At 72.7% G+C, this 18,798-nt stretch carries 18 protein-coding genes; 11 read left to right on the top strand and 7 right to left on the bottom strand.

Translation table 11 applies throughout. From position 1 onward, the window contains the following. Positions 1-79: 79 nt before the first annotated feature. The 4 genes from QOL15_RS13145 to QOL15_RS13130 form a co-directional block, all read right to left on the bottom strand. Complete coding sequence (locus QOL15_RS13145; RefSeq protein WP_071246668.1) at positions 80-610, bottom strand: ATPase; 531 nt, start codon at positions 608-610, stop codon at positions 80-82. 3 nt (positions 611-613) lie between these two features. Further along, a complete protein-coding gene (locus QOL15_RS13140) occupies positions 614-1,681 on the bottom strand; it encodes an NAD(P)-dependent oxidoreductase (RefSeq protein ID WP_071246670.1) in 1,068 nt (355 codons plus the stop codon). Between the two features lie 222 nt (positions 1,682-1,903). After that, a complete protein-coding gene (locus QOL15_RS13135; protein WP_071246672.1) occupies positions 1,904-2,761 on the bottom strand; it encodes a sulfurtransferase in 858 nt (285 codons plus the stop codon). A 274-nt stretch (positions 2,762-3,035) separates the two neighbouring features. After that, complete coding sequence (locus QOL15_RS13130) at positions 3,036-4,586, bottom strand: MFS transporter (protein ID WP_065962642.1); 1,551 nt, start codon at positions 4,584-4,586, stop codon at positions 3,036-3,038. Positions 4,587-4,729: 143 nt separating this feature from the next. Here QOL15_RS13130 and QOL15_RS13125 point away from each other — a divergent pair, with 143 nt between their 5' ends. Next, entirely contained in the window at positions 4,730-5,389 is a 660-nt protein-coding gene (locus QOL15_RS13125) for a TetR/AcrR family transcriptional regulator (protein WP_175473825.1), read from the top strand. A 174-nt stretch (positions 5,390-5,563) separates the two neighbouring features. On the opposite strand, the gene QOL15_RS13120 is transcribed toward QOL15_RS13125, so the two are convergent. After that, a complete protein-coding gene (locus QOL15_RS13120) occupies positions 5,564-7,195 on the bottom strand; it encodes a dolichyl-phosphate-mannose--protein mannosyltransferase (RefSeq protein WP_071246676.1) in 1,632 nt (543 codons plus the stop codon). A gap of 54 nt (positions 7,196-7,249) precedes the next feature. Here QOL15_RS13120 and rsmI point away from each other — a divergent pair, with 54 nt between their 5' ends. The 6 genes from rsmI to QOL15_RS13090 all read left to right on the top strand — a co-directional run bounded on the left by rsmI (position 7,250) and on the right by QOL15_RS13090 (position 12,732). Beyond that, positions 7,250-8,071 carry a 16S rRNA (cytidine(1402)-2'-O)-methyltransferase gene (rsmI, locus tag QOL15_RS13115; protein ID WP_065962613.1) on the top strand — a complete coding sequence of 274 codons (822 nt, stop codon included), beginning with the start codon at positions 7,250-7,252 and terminating at the stop codon, positions 8,069-8,071. A 152-nt stretch (positions 8,072-8,223) separates the two neighbouring features. After that, positions 8,224-9,807 (top strand): methionine--tRNA ligase, encoded by a 1,584-nt coding sequence (gene metG, locus QOL15_RS13110; RefSeq protein ID WP_071246710.1) that lies wholly within the window; start codon positions 8,224-8,226, stop codon positions 9,805-9,807. Continuing rightward, entirely contained in the window at positions 9,804-10,742 is a 939-nt protein-coding gene (locus QOL15_RS13105) for a TatD family hydrolase (RefSeq protein ID WP_175473826.1), read from the top strand. The genes metG and QOL15_RS13105 overlap by 4 nt, the downstream gene beginning before the upstream one ends. A gap of 2 nt (positions 10,743-10,744) precedes the next feature. Then, complete coding sequence (rsmA, locus tag QOL15_RS13100; protein ID WP_065962611.1) at positions 10,745-11,593, top strand: 16S rRNA (adenine(1518)-N(6)/adenine(1519)-N(6))-dimethyltransferase RsmA; 849 nt, start codon at positions 10,745-10,747, stop codon at positions 11,591-11,593. A 404-nt stretch (positions 11,594-11,997) separates the two neighbouring features. Continuing rightward, positions 11,998-12,213 carry a hypothetical protein gene (locus QOL15_RS13095; protein ID WP_071246681.1) on the top strand — a complete coding sequence of 72 codons (216 nt, stop codon included), beginning with the start codon at positions 11,998-12,000 and terminating at the stop codon, positions 12,211-12,213. 6 nt (positions 12,214-12,219) lie between these two features. Next, positions 12,220-12,732: a hypothetical protein gene (locus tag QOL15_RS13090; protein WP_071246684.1), complete on the top strand. Its 513-nt coding sequence runs from the start codon at positions 12,220-12,222 to the stop codon at positions 12,730-12,732. Between the two features lie 205 nt (positions 12,733-12,937). On the opposite strand, the gene QOL15_RS13085 is transcribed toward QOL15_RS13090, so the two are convergent. After that, positions 12,938-13,675, bottom strand: a complete 738-nt coding sequence (locus QOL15_RS13085) for an SDR family oxidoreductase (RefSeq protein WP_071246714.1) — start codon at positions 13,673-13,675, stop codon at positions 12,938-12,940. A 101-nt stretch (positions 13,676-13,776) separates the two neighbouring features. On the opposite strand from QOL15_RS13085, the gene QOL15_RS13080 reads away from it, so the two are divergent. Continuing rightward, positions 13,777-14,631 carry a helix-turn-helix transcriptional regulator gene (locus QOL15_RS13080; RefSeq protein ID WP_071246686.1) on the top strand — a complete coding sequence of 285 codons (855 nt, stop codon included), beginning with the start codon at positions 13,777-13,779 and terminating at the stop codon, positions 14,629-14,631. A gap of 138 nt (positions 14,632-14,769) precedes the next feature. Here the strand turns inward: QOL15_RS13080 and QOL15_RS13075 are convergent, their stop codons facing one another. Beyond that, positions 14,770-15,483 (bottom strand): DUF3800 domain-containing protein, encoded by a 714-nt coding sequence (locus QOL15_RS13075; RefSeq protein ID WP_065962602.1) that lies wholly within the window; start codon positions 15,481-15,483, stop codon positions 14,770-14,772. 97 nt (positions 15,484-15,580) lie between these two features. Here QOL15_RS13075 and QOL15_RS13070 point away from each other — a divergent pair, with 97 nt between their 5' ends. The 3 genes from QOL15_RS13070 to QOL15_RS13060 all read left to right on the top strand — a co-directional run bounded on the left by QOL15_RS13070 (position 15,581) and on the right by QOL15_RS13060 (position 18,775). Continuing rightward, positions 15,581-16,600 (top strand): RimK family alpha-L-glutamate ligase, encoded by a 1,020-nt coding sequence (locus QOL15_RS13070; protein ID WP_071246690.1) that lies wholly within the window; start codon positions 15,581-15,583, stop codon positions 16,598-16,600. A gap of 139 nt (positions 16,601-16,739) precedes the next feature. Then, on the top strand, positions 16,740-17,768 hold the full coding sequence (locus QOL15_RS13065) for an LLM class flavin-dependent oxidoreductase (protein WP_065962600.1): 1,029 nt from the start codon (positions 16,740-16,742) through the stop codon (positions 17,766-17,768). A 71-nt stretch (positions 17,769-17,839) separates the two neighbouring features. Continuing rightward, positions 17,840-18,775 (top strand): 4-(cytidine 5'-diphospho)-2-C-methyl-D-erythritol kinase, encoded by a 936-nt coding sequence (locus QOL15_RS13060; protein ID WP_065962598.1) that lies wholly within the window; start codon positions 17,840-17,842, stop codon positions 18,773-18,775. Positions 18,776-18,798 lie beyond the last annotated feature (23 nt).

The raw sequence follows: 18,798 nt of genomic DNA, 5'->3' as shown, positions 1-18,798 counted from the left end.
CCGCGAGCGACGGCACCGCGAGCGGCGGCGGCCCGCGCAGCGCGGGCGCCCCAGCCGCACCGGGCCGCTCCGACCCGCCTCAGGCGGGCAACCACCCCGTGACGGCCGCGAGCCGACGCGCGACGTCCGACGGCGACAGTCCAGCGGTGTCCACCCGGGTGACCGTGTCCGCGACGGCCGAGTCGAGCCTCCCGGCCGTCGCCGCGCTGTGCGCGAGCTGCGCCGGCGGGGCGGGGCCGCCCGCCCGTCGGCCCAGCCGCTCCGCGGTCGTGTCGTCGTCCGCGCGGAGGAGCACGACGTGCACGACCGGGTCGTCGCCCATCGCCGCGGCCAACCGGTCGTGCTCGAGCACCGCGGCCGTGTTCGTGAACACCAACCGGTGGTGCCCCAGCTCCCGGTACGCGCGCCACAGCACCGCGAGGTTCCGCTCCGCCAGGTGCGCCTCGGGGTGCACGAGGTGCGGGGCCGGGTAGGCGAGGTCGAGCACGTCGCCCTCGATCACCGCGTGGTGGACGTCCGCGGCGGACAACAGGTCGTGCAGGGTCGCTGCTGCCGTCGACTTGCCGACGCCGGAACGTCCGCCGACGAACAGGACCTCCGACCGCGGCACGACTCAGCCGCGCCCGAGCGACAGCAGGACCAGCGCGGCGTCCTCGGGCCCGTAGTCGAACATGCGGTCCCAGAACGGGTCCGCCGCCCACGGCACGTCGCCGTCGGCGGGCACCGTGTGCGCGGTCTCGAGCAGCCAGTCCACGGTCGTGCGCACCGCTTCGGCGTACCGCGGCGGCTGCCACCCGAGCGTTCGGGCGGCGGTGGTGTCGAGCACGGACGGCGACGGCACGCTCCAGGGGGTGACGCCCACGAAGCCGGGAGCGTCCTGGTCGAGCAGGACCTCGTCGAACCGGTGGTCCACCAGGCCGGCGAGCGTGCGGACGATCTCGAGCACGCTCGGTGCGTCCTCGTCGGCCACGTTGAGGATGCGGCGGTCGGGTGCGTCCGCGACGAGCCGGACGAGCGACGCGATGCCGCTCGCGGCGGTCGTGTGGTCGACACCGCGGCCCGCGTCGGCGAGCAGGATCCGCTCCCGACCGTCGAGCGCGCGGCGCACGACGAACCACTCCCGGGGCCGGCCGGTGCCCGGGCCGTGCACCTTCGACGGGCGCAGCACCGTGACGGGGGCGCCGTGGTCGAGCAGCACCTGCTCCGCGGCGACCTTCGCGGCCGCGTAGCCGTCACGGCTGGTCGGGTCGCCGTCGCCCGCGGTCACGGTCGGTTGCAGCTCGGTGACCGCGCCGCCGAACACCGGCTTGTCGAGGGAGTTCGAGTGCCGACCCTGCTCGTCGACGTAGACCGCCTTGGACGACACGAACACCGTCGAGCCGACGTCGTCGAGGTACGGGCGCAGCTGCAGGGCGTCGTCGCGCGTGACGCCGACGGTGTCCACCAGCAGGTCGGCCCCGGGACGGAGCAGGTCGCGCAGCACCGCGGTGTCGCGACGGTCGCCCGCGGTGAAGGAGGCGCCGGCCGCCGTCAGGGCGTCCGCGGCGGGCCCGCCCCGGCGGGCGAGGACGTCCACCTGCCAGTCGTCACCCCCGCGTCCGGACGCGTCGAGGAGGTCGCGGACCACGGCGGAGCCGATGCCGCCGGTGCCGCCGAGGACGACGGCTCGCCTGGTGCTCATGGCGTCAACGCTAGCCCCGAGCAGGCGCGGGCCGGGACGGGGAGGCACGTGGCTGGTCCGGCGCGCCGCCCACGGCGTGCACGAGGGACGGACGGGATGCGCGCGGCCGGGTCCGCGCGCTCGTCACGGTGTGCAGATGCCTCGGACGCGGAGGCGCGTGGCCGGGACGGCGCGCTCGCCCGGCCCGGCGGGCACCCGGCCCGGACCGGGCGCTGGCCGGACTCAGGACGCGAGCCGCTCCGGCTCCCGCTGCCACCAGTCCACGAGCGACCCGTCGTACACCGTCACGTGCTCGTGCCCGAGGACGGTCAGGACCAGGGCGTCGACGCACGCCGCGCTCCCGACCCCGCAGTAGGTGACGATCTCGTCGGCATCGAGGACCGGCCGGAACGCCTCGGCCAGCGCGGGGCGCCGCAGCAGCGTGTTCGACACCGGGTCGACCAGGTCGTCGGTGGTGATCGCCGTGCTCCCCGGGACGACGTCCGGGTGGTCGTCGCCGAGCAGTGACCGCGGTGCCGCCAGGACGATCGCGGCGGGCTCGTCGCCGCGGACGGCGCGCTGGACCCGGTCGTGGTCGGCCCAGACGGCGCGTTCCTCACCCGCGAGGAACGGCTCCGACGGCACGGCCACCGCGGCGCGCAGGGCACCGACGCGGACCGGGCGGCCCTCGTCGCGCCACTTCGTGAAGCCGCCGTCGAGCACGGCCACCTGCTCGAAGCCGAACGCGCGGAAGATCCACCACAGCCGTGCAGCCCACTCGCCGACGCTGTCGTCGTAGACGACGACGCACGAGGTGTTCGTCACGCCGAGCGCCCGGGCCGCGGCCTCGAACCGCTCGGCACCGGGACGGGTGAACGGGACGGGTGCGTCCGGGGCGGAGAAGGCGTCGACGAGGTCGGCGTAGCGGGCACCGGGCACGTGGCCCTGCTGCTCGTACGCGTCGCGGGCGTCCTGCCAGCTCATCGCCAGTCCGGTCCCCGTCGTGTGCACCGACGCGTCGAGCACGACGAGGTCGTCGGCACCGAGGTGGTCGGCGAGCCACTGCGTGGACACGAGCGGCGAGGTCAGGACGGGGGACATGGCGCTCACGATATCCGCGGCCCCCGACGCATCCCAGCAGGATCGACACAGTGCGCAACCGCGCCGTCCGGAGCGCACGGAATCCGAACTTCCGTGCAGCAGGACGGCCCGGGTCGCGCAGAGGTTCTGCGCGGCCCGGGCCGTGGAGCGGTCCCCGCGTCGGGCGGTCGCCAGGTGCGCCACTCGGGGGACACCGCTGGTGCGCCCGCTGCGGGGATGCCGCTGGTGCGCCCGCTGCGGGGATGCCGCTGGTGCGCCCGCTGCGGGGTTGCCGCTAGTGCGCTGCCGCGGGGATGCTGCCCGTGGCGGTCGACGCCGCGTGCTCGAGCTTCGCGAGCCGCACCGACTGCCGGTTGATGAGCAGCCCGCCGGCGAGGGCGACGAGCACGAGCACGCCCGCCGAGATCGCGAACGCGGCGTGGTACCCGTCGAGCACCGCCTGCGCCTGCTGCAGCTTGCTCGGGGCGCCCTGCAGTCCGGACAGGCTGTTCGAGACGACGTCGGCGAAGATCGTCGACAGCAGCGCTGTCCCGATCGAGCCGCCGACCTGCTGCGCGGTGTTCACGGTCGCCGAGGCCACACCGGCGTCGGCGCGGGCCACCCCGGTGGTCGCGGTGTTCATCGCGGACGAGAAGATCGTGCCCATGCCGAGACCGATGACGATCAGCGCCGGCAGGACGGTGCCCGCGTAGGTGCTGTCCAGGTCGGTGCGGAGCAGGAGCAGCAGGCCCGTCGCCGCCACGAGGCCACCGGCGAACACCAGCACCTTGGGGCCGACGCGGGGCAGGAGCCGCCCACCGATCTGCGTCGAGGAGAGCATGATCGACGCCGGCATCGGCAGGAACGCCAGACCCGTCTGGAGCGAGGTGAAGCCCAGGGTCTGCTCGAGGTAGTAGGTCAGGAACAGGAAGATCCCGAACATGCCGATCGCCACGAGGCCGATGGCGAGGAACGAGCCGCCGCGGTCGCGGTCGAGCACGACCCGGAGCGGCAGGAGCGGGTGTGCGACGCGGGTCTCGATGAACACGAATGCGGCGACGAGCACGACGCCCGCGGCGAGCATGACGATCGTGACGGGAGCATCCCAGCCGTTCGACTCGGCGTTCGAGAACCCGTAGACGATCCCGACCAGGCCGGCGGTGATCGTGAGCACCCCGGCGACGTCGATGCGCGGGCGGTCGACCTTGGGCGGACGGGCCATGAAGACGAGCGCACCGATCACGCCGAGGACGGCGAACACGACGTTCACGTAGAGGCACCAGCGCCACGAGGCGTACTCGGTGAGGACACCGCCGAGCAGCAGGCCGATGGCGGCACCGGACCCGGCGATCGACCCGAAGATGCCGAACGCGCGGCCGCGTTCCTTCGGGTCGCGGAAGGTCGTCGTGAGCATGCCGAGGGCCGACGGTGCGAGCAGGGCACCGAACACGCCCTGCAACGCGCGGGCCGCGACGAGCAGCCCGAACGAGTCGGCGAGGCCGCCCAGGACGGACGCGACCGCGAAGCCGACCAGGCCGATGATGAAGGTGTTCTTGCGCCCGAACAGGTCGCCGAGGCGGCCGCCGAGCAGCAGGAGCGACCCGAACGCGAGCGAGTAGGCGGTGACGATCCACTGCCGCTGGTCGGTCGCGAAGCCGAGGTCGGCCTGCGCCGAGGGCAGTGCGATGTTCACGATGGTGGCGTCGAGGACGACCATGAGCTGGGCGAGGGCGATCACCGCGAGGGCGATCCACCGGTGCTGCGGCTGGCCGTCAGCGGAGCCGGCGCTCCGGGAAGGTGCGGGGGCCGACCCGGTCGGGGTCGGCGCGGTCTGTTCTGCCGTCACGGCAGCCTCCTTCGAGAAGGTGGAGGGGGAGGTGGTCTGGTGAACCGGGAAACGGATGCGCGGCATCCGCTTCGGAACACTGTAGACCAAAACGGAGCGACCGCATCCACTTGTTCCCAGAAAGTTCCGTTACGTTCATGGTCATGAGCACCACCGACCACGCGCACGACGTCGAGCGCCCCCTGCGCGCCGACGCCGCACGCAACCGCGAGCTCATCCTGCAGACCGCGCGTCGGTGCTTCGCGGAGCGCGGGATCTCGGTCACCCTGAACGACATCGCGCACGAGGCCGGCGTCGGCGTCGGCACCGTCTACCGGCGCTTCGCCGACAAGGACTCCCTGATCGAGGCGCTGCTCGCCGCCAAGTTCGAGGCCCTCAACGAGGCCGCTGCCCGGGCCGCCGCCGAGTCCGACCCGCGTGAGGCCCTCCGCGTGTACCTGATGGGCGTCTTCGCCTTCCGGGCCCGGGACCGCGCGCTCGCCGACGCGATCGTCCGCGCGGGCAAGGGGCGCCCGTCGATCGCCCGCGAGCGCGACCGGCTCGAGGACCAGGTCGACCGCATCATCCGCCGCGCGAAGGACGCCGGGGTGGTGCGCGCCGGGTTCGACTACCGCGACCTGCCGATGCTCACGACCATGCTCGGTGCCGTGGCCGACGCCACCCGCGATGCCGACCCCGAGGCATGGCAGCGCTACGCGCAGGTCCTCGTCGACGGGGTGATGCCGCCGAGCACGCCGGACGACATGGTCGGGACGCCGCTCGACCGGGGCGCGCTCGAGCGCGCGATGCAGCCGACCGTCTGACGGACGTGCGGCGCGCGCCCGTCACGTGACCCGCGACCGGCCGGGAGGCGCGTGGCGGGCCCGCCCCGCGCCTCCCGGCCGTCCCCTGGTCGCGACGCGACCGGGCGCCGACCGGCGTCCGCCGGTCGCGACGCAGTGCTCCGACCGGCGAACACGGTCGCGACGCGACGCGCGCTACAACCAGCTCGGCACCCAGTAGTGCGAGCGGATGAAGTCCCACGGCACCTGCATCCCGGTCCACATCGGGTACCAGTACGCCGACGCCAGGACGACGACCACCAGGTACACCCCGATCCAGACCAGTGCCCGCGTGCGGCGCGGCCGCGGGTCGTCCCGCGACCCGGCCACCAGCCCGATCGCCGCCGCGAGCGCCATCACCATGAAGGGCTCGAAGGCCACCGTGTAGAACTGGAACACCGTGCGGTCGGTGTACAGCAGCCAGGGCAGGTAGCCGCCCGCGACGCCGATCAGGACGAAGCCGTACTCCCAGCGGCGACGCAGTACGAACAGCACCAGGAGCGCCACGGTCGCGATCACCGCCGCGTACCAGACGAACGGGTTCGCGATCCCGGTGATGGCCTCGCCGCAGCGGGTGGACGCGCAGCCGTCCTGCCCGGCGTCCGTCCCGACGTAGTACATCGACGTGGGCCGCTGCATGACGAGCCAGAGCAGCGGGTTCGCCTGGTACGAGTGCGGCGTGTGCAACCCGATGTTGAAGCCGTAGATCTCGGACTGGTAGTGCCACCAGTTCTGGAACGAGTCCGGGACCCACGCCAGCACGCCCGTCCAGCGCTGTCCGCCGGAGCCGATCCAGTCACGGTCCCAGCCCGCCCGCGACAGGAACCACCCGGTCCACGACGCCAGGTAGGTGACGGCGGCGACCGGCACCGTGAGCAGGAACGTCACGGGCGCCTGCTGCAGGAAGGCGCTCGACGACCAGAACGCGATGCCGGCCCGGCGGCGCATCATCATCTCGACCAGCACCGAGTACAGCGCGAAGAACGCCAGGAAGTACAGGCCCGACCACTTCGTCGCCGAGGCGAGCCCGAGCGCGATCCCGGTCGCCAGGAGCCACGGCCGCCACACGAGCACCGGGCCCCAGAGCAGCTCGCGGCCGGCCTCCCGACACCGGGCGACCCAGGCGTCCAGCCGTCGCTGGGCCCACCGGCGGTCGAGCAGCAGCGCCCCCGCACCGAGCACCACGAAGAACGTGACGATGCCGTCGAGCAGGGTGACGCGACTGAGCACGATGGCCTGCCCGTCGACGGCGAGCAGGAAGCCGGCCAGGGTGCCGATCGCGGTGGACCGGAAGAGCGAGCGGGCGATGAGCGCGGTCAGCAGGACCGTGGCGGTGCCGAGCACGGCGACCGTGATGCGCCAGCCGAAGGAGCTGTCCGCCCCGAACAGCAGCATGCCCAGGCCGATCAGGTACTTGCCGAGCGGCGGGTGCGCGACGAACTCGGCCGCCTTCGTGAACAGGTCGGTCTCGCCGGCGGCGAAGCGCTGGTCGGTCGTCGTGGCGCCCTCGCCGCTCGGGTTCGCCGGCCAGGTGCCCTCGTACCCGAGGTGCACGATCGACCAGCCGTCCTTGACGTAGTACGTCTCGTCGAACACGAGCGAGTGCGGGTGGCCGAGCCCGACGAGGCGCAGGACCGCCGCGAGGAGCGTGACCGCGAGCGGCCCGGTCCACCGCCAGACCGCGACCCGGCGCGAGGTCGACAGGACCCGGCCCCACCAGTCGTCGATGCGGGAGCCGACCGGCCCGGCGGGCGTGGTCGTCGGGTCGTCGGTCAGCTCCGTGGTCATCGCAGTGCATCCTACGGATCGACCCCACGACGGACCTGCCACCACAATGGGGAGGTGATCGTCCTCGCAGCAACGCCCATCGGGAACCTCGGCGACGCGTCGCGCCGACTCGTCGAGACCCTGTCGAACGCGACCGTCGTGGCGGCGGAGGACACCAGGACCGCCGTGCACCTCATGCGCGCGCTCGGCATCGAGAACCGGCCGCGGCTCATCGCCCTGCACGAGCACAACGAGCGCGCCCGCGCCGCGGAGGTCGTCGAACTCGCGCGCGACGAGGACGTGGTCGTGCTCACCGACGCGGGCATGCCGGCGATCAGCGACCCCGGGTTCCCGCTCGTCGAGGCCGCCGCTGCCGCCGGGGTGACGGTCACCGCGCTGCCGGGTCCGTCGGCCGTGCTGATGGCGCTCGCCGTGTCCGGACTGCCGACCGACCGCTTCACCTTCGAGGGGTTCCCGACGCGCAAGGCGGGGGAGCGGCGTCGCGCGTTCGAGGCGCTCGCCGGGGAGCAGCGGACCATGGTGTTCTTCGAGTCGCCGCACCGGCTCGCCGACACGCTCACCGACATGGCGGCCGGGTTCGGGGCCACGCGCCGGGCGGTCGTCTGCCGCGAGCTCACGAAGCTCTACGAGGAGGTCCGGCGCGACTCGCTCGAGGCGCTCGCGGCGTGGGCCGCCGACGGCGTGCGGGGCGAGATCTGCATCGTCGTCGCGGGCGCCTCGGGCTCGGTCGACGAGGTCTCGCTCGAGGACGGCGTCCGGCTCGTCCTGGAACGCGTCGCCGCGGGCACGCGCATGAAGGAGGCGTCGGCCGCGGTCGCGGACGCGACCGGGCTCTCGAAGCGCGACCTGTACGAGGGCGCGCTCGCCGCGCGCTAGTCGCGACCACGGCCGGTCTGGAGGCACGGTGCGGGCCCGCCCCGCGCCTCCCGTCCGCCGGCCCACAGGCGGCGCGCGGGGCGCGACGTGTTCTCCACAGGTGGTGCGCGGGGCGCGTCACGCGGCATGCGGCCGCCCGTAGGATGGTCCGCATGTCCGCCGGGTCCTCGTTCAGCATCACCACGCCGATCTTCTACGTGAACGACGTGCCCCACATCGGGCACGCCTACACCGAGGTCGCCGCGGACGTCCTCGCACGCTGGCACCGGCAGCGGGGCGACGACGCCTGGCTGCTGACCGGCACCGACGAGCACGGGCAGAAGATCCTGCGCACCGCCTCGGCGAACGACGTCACGCCGCAGGAGTGGGCGGACCGGCTCGTGAACGACGCGTGGAAGCCGCTGCTCGACACCGTCGACGTGGCGAACGACGACTTCATCCGCACGACCGACGAGCGCCACGAGCGCGGCGTCACCGCGTTCCTGCAGAAGCTGTACGACGACGGCTACATCTACGCCGGCGAGTTCGAGGGCTTCTACTGCGTGGGCTGCGAGGAGTACAAGCAGCCGAGCGACCTCGTCCCCGGCACCGGCGCGTACGAGGGCCAGCAGGTCTGCGCCATCCACTCGATCCCGGTCGAGGTCCTGGCCGAGCGCAACTACTTCTTCCGGATGAGCGACTTCGAGCAGCGCCTGCTCGACCTGTACGAGTCGAACCCGCTGTTCATCCAGCCCGAGAGCGTCCGCAACGAGATCACCGCGTTCGTGAAGCAGGGCCTGCGCGACCTGTCGATCTCGCGGTCGAGCTTCGACTGGGGCATCCCGATCCCGTGGGACCGGGACCACGTGCTGTACGTGTGGTTCGACGCGCTGCTGAACTACGTCACCGCCCTCGGGTACGGCTCCGACGACGACGAGGCGTTCCGGCGTCTGTGGCCGAGCGTGCACATCGTCGGCAAGGACATCGCGCGGTTCCACGCCGTCATCTGGCCGGCGATGCTCATGGCCGCGGGGCTGCCCGTGCCCGAGCGGGTCTTCGGCCACGGCTGGCTGCTCGTCGGCGGCGAGAAGATGTCGAAGTCGAAGCTCACCGGCATCGCCCCGTCCGAGATCACCGACACGTTCGGGTCCGACGCGTTCCGCTACTACTTCCTCCGCGCGATCACCTTCGGGCAGGACGGCAACTTCAGCTGGGAGGACATCTCCGCCCGGTACGCGGCCGACCTCGCGAACGGGTTCGGCAACCTGGCCTCGCGGCTCGTCGCGATGCTGCAGAAGTACTTCGACGGTGCGGTCCCCGAACGCGGCGAGCTGACCGACTCCGACCGTGCGATCGACGCCCTCGCGGTGTCCGTCACCGAGCGCGCCGACCAGGCGATCCAGGCGTTCGCGCCGCAGGACGCCATCGCCGCCGTCTGGGAGCTCGTCGACGCCCTGAACGGGTACATCACCGAGCAGGAGCCGTGGGCACTGGCCAAGGACGAGTCGGCGCGCGAGCGGCTCGGCACCGTGCTGACCACCGCGCTGCGCGGCCTCGGCACCGTGAACGTCCTCGTGTCGCCCGTCATGCCGAAGGCCACCGAGAAGCTCTGGGCCGCGATCGGTGCCGGTGGGTCCGTGGCGGAGCAGCGGGTCGACCGTGCCTGGGAGTGGCAGGGTGCCGAGACCGTCGTGCCGCTCGAGAGCGGACTGTTCCCGCGGATCGAGCAGCCGGCGACCGAGCAGGGCGCGGCGTGACCGACGCGGCGGACGCCTCGCACGTCCGGGCCCGTGGCGACGGCTCGTCGGGCGGGTCGAAGCGCGACCTGAGCTACCCGCCGCTGCCGCAGGCGCTCGTCGTCCCGGTCTACGACAACCACACGCACATGGAGATCGCCGACGGCGTCGGTGACGGCGGTGACGGTCCGCTCGACTACCGCGAGCACCTCGACCGTGCGTCGAGCGTCGGGGTCCGCGGTGTCGTGCAGGTCGGGACCGACCTGGCGACCTCGGAGTGGTCCGCGCAGATCGCCGCCCGCGAGCCCCGTGTGCTCGCCGCGGTCGCGCTGCACCCGAACGAGGCACCCGTCCTCGACGAACAGGGGCTGCTCGACGAGCACCTGGCCGGCATCGAGCGGCTCGCGGCGCTGCCCCGGGTGCGCGCGATCGGCGAGACCGGACTCGACTTCTTCCGGACGGGCGAGGACGGCCGTGCCGCCCAGGTGCGCTCGTTCGAGGAGCACATCCGGATCGCCAAGGAGCACGACCTCGCGCTGACGATCCACGACCGCGACGCGCACGACGCCGTGGTCGAGGTCCTCGACCGTGTCGGCGCCCCCGAGAAGACCGTGTTCCACTGCTTCTCGGGCGGGCCGGACCTGGCTCGCCTGTGCGCCGAGCGCGGCTGGTACATGTCGTTCGCCGGCACCGTGACGTTCAAGAACGCCGAGCTGCTCCGCGACGCCCTGCGGGTCGCGCCGCGGCACCTCGTGATGATCGAGACCGACGCGCCGTTCCTCACGCCCACGCCGTACCGCGGCCGGCCGAACGCGCCGTACCTCATCCCGCACACGCTGCGGTCGATGGCCGAGACGCTCGGTACCGACGCCTCGATGCTCGCCGCGCAGATCGCGTCGAACACCGAGCTCGTGTACGGCGCGTGGGACGCCGAACCCGTCACGGTGGACGAGTAGCCGTGGGCGCCCTGCTCGGCCCCGCGGAGATCCGCGACCTGGCCGCCAAGCTCGACGTCACGCCCACCAAGAAGCTCGGGCAGAACTTCGTCCACGACGCCAACACCGTGCGCCGCATCGTCGCCGCGGGTCGGGTCACGGCCGATGCCCGCGTGCTGGAGATCGGCCCGGGGCTCGGGTCGTTGACGCTCGGGCTCACCGAGACCGGCGCTCCCGTCACCGCCGTCGAGATCGACGGTCGCCTCGCCGCGCAACTGCCGGACACCGTCGCTGCCATGCAGCCCGACGCACGCCTGCGGGTCGTGCACCAGGACGCGCTGACCGTCACGGTCGACGACGTGCCCGAGGCTCCCACGCACGTGGTGGCGAACCTGCCGTACAACGTGTCCGTGCCGGTGCTCCTGCACCTGCTCGCGACCTTCCCGTCGATCGAGCGGATCCTCGTGATGGTCCAGGCCGAGGTCGGGTACCGGATCGCCGCCGGACCGGGCAGCAAGGTCTACGGGGCGCCGAGCGTCAAGGCCGCCTGGTACGGCTCCTGGTCCACCGCCGGGCAGATCAGCCGCCAGGTGTTCTGGCCGGTGCCGAACGTCGACAGCGTGCTCGTCGGGTTCGACCGGCACGACCAGCCAGGCGACGAGACGCTGCGCGCGCAGGTGTTCGCCCTGGTCGACGGAGCGTTCCAGCAGCGCCGGAAGATGCTGCGGCAGAGCCTGTCCGGCGTGCTCGGCAGCAGTGCCCGGGCGTCCGAGCTGCTCACCGCTGCCGGCATCGACTCCACGGCTCGGGGTGAGGCGCTCGCGCCGGAGGACTTCGTCCGACTCGGTCGGACGGTGCTCGCCGCGTCCTGACCGGCCCGCACGACCCGGTCGGGCGGTGCTCGCCGCGTCCTGACCGGCCCGTGCGCCCCGGTCCGGCGGTGCTCGCCGCGTCCTGACCGGCCCGTGCGCCCCGGTCCGGCCGCGGGGCGCTCTCCGCGCGGCGCGGTGCGCTCCTGCGCTCGCGGAGCCCCCGGTACCCGCGCCCCCGGCGCCGTGGTCCCGGTGCCGTGGTCCCGCCGTGGCGCGACGTGCTCCCGCACAACGAGAAGCACGTCGCACCACGGAAACCCGTGGTGCGACGTGCTTCCTCTTGTGCGAAGGCTCGGAGGCCCGGCGTCCCGTTGGCACGGAGACCTGGAGTCACGAATACAACATGTTCGTGGTTCAGGAACGACGCTGGGTACGGTCGCTCCACCTCATCGAAAGGAGCACCCATGACGACGACCGACCCTGCCCTGGCCGCGTCCCGCCGCACAAGGCCGACCAGTACGCGGGTCTTCTCGCGCGAGGAGATCGACGCCATCACGGCGCGGACGCCCGCGCCCGTCGGCACGCCAGAGGAGCGCCGGGCCCGCCTGCACCGAGCGCTCAACACCTTCGCGTCGGACAGGGAGTTCACGCCGACCTCTCGGCTCCTCCGCCGAGGATGATCACGGATGCCGTCGTTCGACGACCCGGGCGCGCGTGGCGTGCTCGCGTTCGAGCAGTACGTCGACGTGCCGCGCAGGGTCGTCCTCGACTCCTGGTTCCTCCGACGGGCGATCGACACGACCGTCTGCGGGCACAGTGCGGCGGCGGCGTTCCTGCAGCGGTTGGACCTCATGGCGACCGATTGCTTCTACAACGGCCTCTCCGAGCTGGAGATGATCGAGTCCGCCTACTCGATGGGGCGACGCGGGTTGCTCGTCGAGTGGGAGACGGTCAAGTCGACGACACGCGTGCACTGGGTGGGGGTGGACGAGGTCGCTGACGACGTCGAGGCGCTGGTGGACCGGTACGGTCTGACGGCGAGCGGTGCGATCCAGGTCGCCACGACAGTCGCGGTCGACGCAGACGCGCTCGTCAGCGTCGATCCGGGCCTGGGTGTCGTCGACGCCGGGACGCTGCCCCTGCTCGTGGACGCCGACAACGTCGACGCCGCACGACGTCATCGCGGACGGTCGAGCTGAACCGCGTGCTCACCGGGATGCGGGGTCACCGGCGTCCGTGCTCGTCGAGCTGTGCTCCCAAGCCGCCGTGGCGCGACGTGCTCCCGAACTACGAGAAGCACGTCGCACCACGGAATTCCGTGGTGCGACGTGCTTTCCCTTGTGCGAAGGCGCGCCCGCCCAGCGCGAACCGCGCGCGGCGCCCGCCCGACGCGCGCCCGCGGCCTCAGTGCCCGCGGCCGGCCATCGCCTCGAGGATCTGCCGGTGCGTCCCGTCACGCTCGGCCCACCGCAGCGGCTGCACGTTCTCCACCAGGACCTCGTCGGCCCCCGAGGCCAGCAGCGTCATGACCTCGTCCGCGAAGACGTCGAGCGGCATCCCGCCGAAGTCCTGCCCACCCATCAGGTCGGTCTCGACGGCGGGCGGCGCGAGCTCGACGACCGCGACGTCCGATCCGACGAGCTGCTGCCGGAGCGCCTGCGTGTAGGAGTGCACCGCGGCCTTGGTCGCGCTGTAGGTGGGGGTGGCGGTCAGCGGCACGAACGCCAGGCCGGAGGAGACCGTGACGACGGTCGCGGTCGGTCGGGCGAGCAGGTGCGGCAGGAACGCGTCGATGAGGCGGATGGTGCCGAGCAGGTTCGTCTCGATCGTCGCGACGGCGTCGTCGATGTGCCCGGGGTCGCGCAGGTCCTCGTTGCGCATGATGCCCGACATGGTCACGAGGGTGTCGAGGTCGGGGTGGCGTCCGAGCACGGCGGACGCGGCCTCGCGGACGGACGCGGCGTCGGCGACGTCGACCGCCACGGTGTCGAAGCCGTGCTCGGCGGCCAGGGCGTCGAGCCGGTCCTGCCGACGGCCGCCGATGACGACGGTGCTGCCGGCGGCCTGCAGGCGCTGGGCGAGGGCGAGCCCGATGCCGGAGGTGGCGCCGGGGATGAAGACGGTGCTGTTCGTGGTGTCCATGCGCTCCAGCGTGCTCCGCCGCACGGGCGGCCACCAGGGCGCGCGCATCGGGGGACCGGCGATCCCTGGCTCGACCGTGGCCCAGGCGGCACGATGGGCACATGGACCGTCCCGCTCTCGCCGACTTCCTCCGACGCCGCCGCGAGACGCTCCGCCCGGACGACGTCGGACTCGGCACCGGACCCCGCCGCCGCACGCCCGGCCTCCGCCGCGAGGAGGTCGCCGCACTCGCCGGCATGAGCGTCGACTACTACACCCGGCTCGAGCAGCAGCGCGGCCCCCAGCCCTCCGAGCAGATGGTCGCGGCGATCGCCCGGGCGCTCCGGTGCAGCCTCGACGAACGGGACCACCTGTTCCACCTCGCCGGTCACACCGCCCCGGTCCGGATGCACCGTAGCGACCACGTCGACCCGGCGATCCTGCGGGTGCTCGACCGCCTCGAGGACACCCCGGCGATCGTCGTCAGCCTGCTCGGCGAGACGCTCGTCGAGAACCGGTTGGCGACCGCCCTCCTCGGCACCTCGGTCGGCCTACCCGGCAACGAGCGCTACCAGGCGTGGCGCTGGTTCGTGACGGGGACGGAGCTCGCGAAGTACGCCCCCGAGCAGCACGACCGGCTCGGGTGCGTCGTGGTGGCGTCGCTGCGGGCAGCGGTCGGCCTCGCGGGTCCGGGCGACCGCCGCGCCACCGAGCTGATCGCGGACCTGCTCGACCGGAGCCCCGCCTTCCGCGAGCTCTGGGAGCGGCACGAGGTCGCGACCCGGTGGTCGGACAACAAGACGATCGTGCAGCCGGAGCTCGGGCGCATCACCGTCGACTGCCAGGTCCTGCACACCGACGACCAGGCACAGGCCCTGCTCCTGTTCACCGCGCCCCCGGGCAGCGAGGACGCTCAGAAGCTCGAACTCCTCGGCGTCCTCGGCACCCAGCAGTTCGGCTCCGAACCGGCGCGGTAGGACTGCAGCACGTCGCCGAGCGTCGTGGGGAGCCGGTGATATGATGGAGGAGCAGGACGCTGCAGAGCCTCCCGCACCCAGCCAACGCCCCGCCATCGGCGGGGCGTTGTGTCGTTCGGGATCAGGATCATCCCGGTCTCACGGTGCCCAGACGTAGTCCACGATCGTGATCCGTTCGAGGATCGCCACGATCTTCGCGACTGCTGCGGCCGCCCGCTCGTCCTTCTCGACAACTGTTCGTGAGCGGTTCATGAAGTAGGTCGCCAGGTCTGCTCCCTGCAGCATGCGACTCTCGTGCGAGGGGCCGAAGTAGATCGTGTCCGCGATCCGGGTGAGCGGCTTCTTCGTGTAGCCGGGAACGCTCTCGACCTTGAAACTCCGGAGGCTCCGGCGAGCGCCCGCCGCCGAGTGGTGTTCGTCTGCGAGCACGAGACCGAGACCATCGCTGCGGTCCAGCGAGCCCAGCCGCTCGTGCACGCACTCGAGCAGCTGGGCGAGAGTGAGGAGGTGCGGAGGGAATGCGCGTGAGCCGTAGCGGCGGCGGTGGGCCTGCAGGTCGATGCCGCGGAGGACGTACGAGGCCGAGGATCGCGCCAGGACCTTCGCAGCCAGGGTGCACGCCTTGACCCGCCACCCGACGGGGACTCCCTTCCACGGACCCTCGCCGTGGAACATCTCCACTCCGTGGAACTCCGCATCCGGCTCGAAGCCTCCGACATGTGCGGCCACCAGTCGGCCGATGTCGTCGAACCCCCGCTCGATGGACCTGATCGCGTCGGCGTCGGCGACGAGCGCGCCGAAGAAGTAGAAGTCGTCATCCCTCGCTGATTCGTCGATGAAGATGAGGCGCACCACGCAACCGTACTGATGTTCCAGAACATCACCGAGCCGAAGCAACGGCGCGTCACACTCCTGGCACCGCCCGACCACCCGTGCCTAGGGTGGGGCGGTGAGCACTCCGCGCGTGTACGTCATCCACGAGAACCCCGAGTGGTTCCCGCCGCTCGCCGCCGCCTTCGCAGCCGAGGGCGTCCCGGTCCAGGAGGTCCTGCTGACCGAGGGCGGGATCGACCTCGGCGCCGATCCGGAGCCGGGCGTGTACTGGAGCCGGATGTCGGCGAGCAGCCACACCCGCGGCCACGAGCACAGCAAGGAGTACACCCGCGCGGTCCTCGGCTGGCTCGAGCGGGCCGGTCGCACGGTCGTCGGCGGCAGCCACGTCCTCGAGCTCGAGGTCTCCAAGGTCGCCCAGCACGGACTCCTGCGGGCCGCCGGCTTCGACGTGCCGCGCACCACGGCGGTGTTCGGCACCGAGCAGCTCTCGGCGGCCGCCCGGGACTTCACCGGCGGGCAGGACGTGCCGTTCATCACGAAGCACAACCAGGGCGGCAAGGGCCTCGGGGTCCGCCGCTTCGACTCGCTCGCCGAGTTCGACGCGTACGTCGGCAGCCCCGAGTTCGAGGCGCCCGTCGACGGCATCACACTGCTGCAGGAGTACCTCACCGCGCGCGAGCCGTTCATCACGCGTGCCGAGTTCGTCGGCGGCGAGTTCGTCTACGCCGTCCGTGTCGACACGAGCGCCGGCAGCTTCGAGCTCTGCCCGGCCGACGCGTGCGCCGTACCGTCCGGAGCGGACACCCCCCAGGTCATCGCCGGAGCCGTCTGCGACGTGCCCGGCACCGGGACGCCCGGCGCACCCCCGGCCTTCAGCCTGCGGGACGAGGTCACCGCCGAGCACCCGCTCGTGCAGCGCCTGCGCACGTTCCTCGCCGAGCAGGGCATCGCGATCGCCGGTGTCGAGTTCATGGAGACCACCGACGGCCGCACCGTCGTGTACGACATCAACACGAACACGAACTACAACCCCGCCGTCGAGGCGGTCGCGCCGGTCTCCGGCCCGCGCGCGATCGCGCGCTTCACCGGCGCGCTCCTCGAGCGCGAGTACGCGGCGGCCGCGACCACCGCCTGATCCGGTACCACCCACCGGACGGGAGGCGCGGCGCGGCGCCGCACCGTGCCTCCCGTCCGTCCCACCACCGGCCGGGAGGCGCGGGTCGGGCCCGCCCCGCGCCTCCCGGCCGTCACTCCCCACCAGCAAGGAACCACTCGTGCGATTCGGATACTGGACCCCGCTCTTCGGCGGCTGGCTGCGCAACGTCGAGGACGAGGCGATGCCCGTCACGTTCGACTACGTGAAGCGGCTCGCGCAGCGCGCCGAGCGCATCGGCTTCGACCTGACGCTCGTGCCGGAGCTCAACCTCAACGACATCAAGGGGACGGCGGCGCCGAGCCTCGAGGCGTGGGCCCTCGCGGCGGCGCTCGCGGCGACGACCGAGCGCCTGGAGATCATGGCGGCGATGCGCCCCGGCTACCACCTGCCGGCCGTGACCGCGAAGCAGGCGGCCACGATCGACGAGATCTCGTGCGGGCGGTTCACGTTCAACGTGGTGAGCGCCTGGTGGGCCGAGGAGGCACGGCAGTACGGCGGCATCTTCTCGGAGCACGACGACCGGTACGCGCGCACCGAGGAGTTCGTCGCGATCCTCAAGGGACTGTGGGCGGAGACGCCGTTCTCGTTCTCGGGGGAGTACTACGACGTGCAGAACGCGCACCTCGAGCCGAAGCCCCGCGTCACGCCGCGCATCTACGCGGGCGGCGAGAGCGAGGCGGGCAAGGGCGCGATCACCCGCTTCGCCGACGCGTACCTGACGCACGGCGGCACGGTCGACGAGCTCCGGACGAAGATCGCCGAGATGCGACGTCGGCGCGAGGAGGCCGGGGCCGCGCCGTTCGAGGCGTTCGGCATGGCCGCGTACGTCATCGTGCGCGAGACCGAGGCGGAGGCACAGGCCGAGCTCGCGCGCATCACCGACGTGCAGCACGGGAAGGCGTACGAGTCGTACCAGGACTTCATCTCGAAGTCGCAGCTCGAGCACGTGCCCTCGCTCGAGGACTACTCGGTGTCGAACCGTGGCCTGCGTCCCGGGTTCGTCGGGACGCCGCAGCAGGTGGCCGACCGGATCCGCGCGTTCGAGGACGCCGGGGTCGACACGCTCCTGCTGCAGTTCTCGCCGCAGGCCGAGGAGATGGAGCGCTTCGGCGAGCAGGTCATCCCGTTGGTGCGGCCGACCGTCTGAGTCGCGGGCGTGCGCGGTCCGTCGGCGCAGCGTGCGACGGCGGTCCGTCGTCGGGAGGATAGGTTGGTGCCATGACCACGCCGGCCGCTCCGACCCGCGTACGGGTACGCGCCCCCGGCAAGATCAACGTGTACCTGTCCGTCGGGGCGCTGCAGGACGACGGGTACCACGACGTCGCCACCGCGTACCAGGCGGTCTCGCTGTACGAGGACGTCACCGCCGAGCACGCCGACGACTTCTCGGTGCGGTTCACCGGCCCGATCGACACGAGCGGGGTGCCGACCGACGAGTCGAACCTCGCGATCCGGGCGGCCCGCATGGTCGCCGACGCGTCCGGACACCGCGGCGGGGTGCGGTTGACGATCGACAAGCAGGTCCCGGTCGCCGGGGGCATGGGCGGCGGATCGGCCGACGCGGCTGCGACCCTGCTCGCCGTCGACACGCTCTGGGGCACCGCGCTCGGGCGCGACCAGCTGCTCGGTCTCGCGGCCCGGCTCGGCGCCGACGTGCCCTTCGCCTTCGCGGGCGGGACCGCGGTCGGCACCGGCCGCGGCGACGAGCTGAGCCCGGCGCTCGCCAAGGGGGAGTTCCACTGGGTGCTCGCGCTGAGCGACTCCGGGTTGTCCACGCCGGCGGTCTACCGCGCGCTGGACGCCCACCGCGAGCGGTACCGGGCGGACATCGCGCCCGCGCCGACGACCCCGGTGGTCGAGGCCCACGTGCTGCAGGCGCTGCGGGCGGGTGACCCGGGCCTCCTCGCGGACTGCCTGCACAACGACCTGCAGGCCCCCGCGATGCGGCTGCAGCCGGCCCTGGCGGCGACGCTCGAGGTCGGCGAGAAGGCCGGCGCGCTCGCGGGCATCGTGTCCGGGAGCGGGCCGACGGTGGCGTTCCTGGTCGCCGACCGGGACACCGCGCTCGAGGTGCAGGTCGAACTGAGCGCCGCCGGGTTCGTGGCGCTGCGGGCGACCGGGCCGGTGCACGGCGCGCGCGTCGTCCACCAGTGACGACGGCGCCCGGGCCCTGACGG

The organism is Curtobacterium sp. MCBA15_012 (assembly GCF_001864935.2).
In the GTDB taxonomy this organism is placed as follows: Bacteria; Actinomycetota; Actinomycetes; order Actinomycetales; family Microbacteriaceae; genus Curtobacterium.
This window is presented reverse-complemented; position numbering and strand designations above follow the sequence as displayed.

Coding starts and splice junctions, on each gene's coding strand:
- QOL15_RS13060 (WP_065962598.1), top strand. CDS start 17,840: ATGACCACGCCGGCCGCTCCGACCCGCGTACGGGTACGCGCCCCCGGC.
- QOL15_RS13140 (WP_071246670.1), bottom strand. CDS start 1,681: ATGAGCACCAGGCGAGCCGTCGTCCTCGGCGGCACCGGCGGCATCGGC.
- QOL15_RS13080 (WP_071246686.1), top strand. CDS start 13,777: ATGGACCGTCCCGCTCTCGCCGACTTCCTCCGACGCCGCCGCGAGACG.
- QOL15_RS13125 (WP_175473825.1), top strand. CDS start 4,730: ATGAGCACCACCGACCACGCGCACGACGTCGAGCGCCCCCTGCGCGCC.
- QOL15_RS13090 (WP_071246684.1), top strand. CDS start 12,220: ATGCCGTCGTTCGACGACCCGGGCGCGCGTGGCGTGCTCGCGTTCGAG.
- QOL15_RS13085 (WP_071246714.1), bottom strand. CDS start 13,675: ATGGACACCACGAACAGCACCGTCTTCATCCCCGGCGCCACCTCCGGC.
- QOL15_RS13120 (WP_071246676.1), bottom strand. CDS start 7,195: ATGACCACGGAGCTGACCGACGACCCGACGACCACGCCCGCCGGGCCG.
- QOL15_RS13095 (WP_071246681.1), top strand. CDS start 11,998: ATGACGACGACCGACCCTGCCCTGGCCGCGTCCCGCCGCACAAGGCCG.
- metG (WP_071246710.1), top strand. CDS start 8,224: ATGTCCGCCGGGTCCTCGTTCAGCATCACCACGCCGATCTTCTACGTG.
- QOL15_RS13135 (WP_071246672.1), bottom strand. CDS start 2,761: ATGTCCCCCGTCCTGACCTCGCCGCTCGTGTCCACGCAGTGGCTCGCC.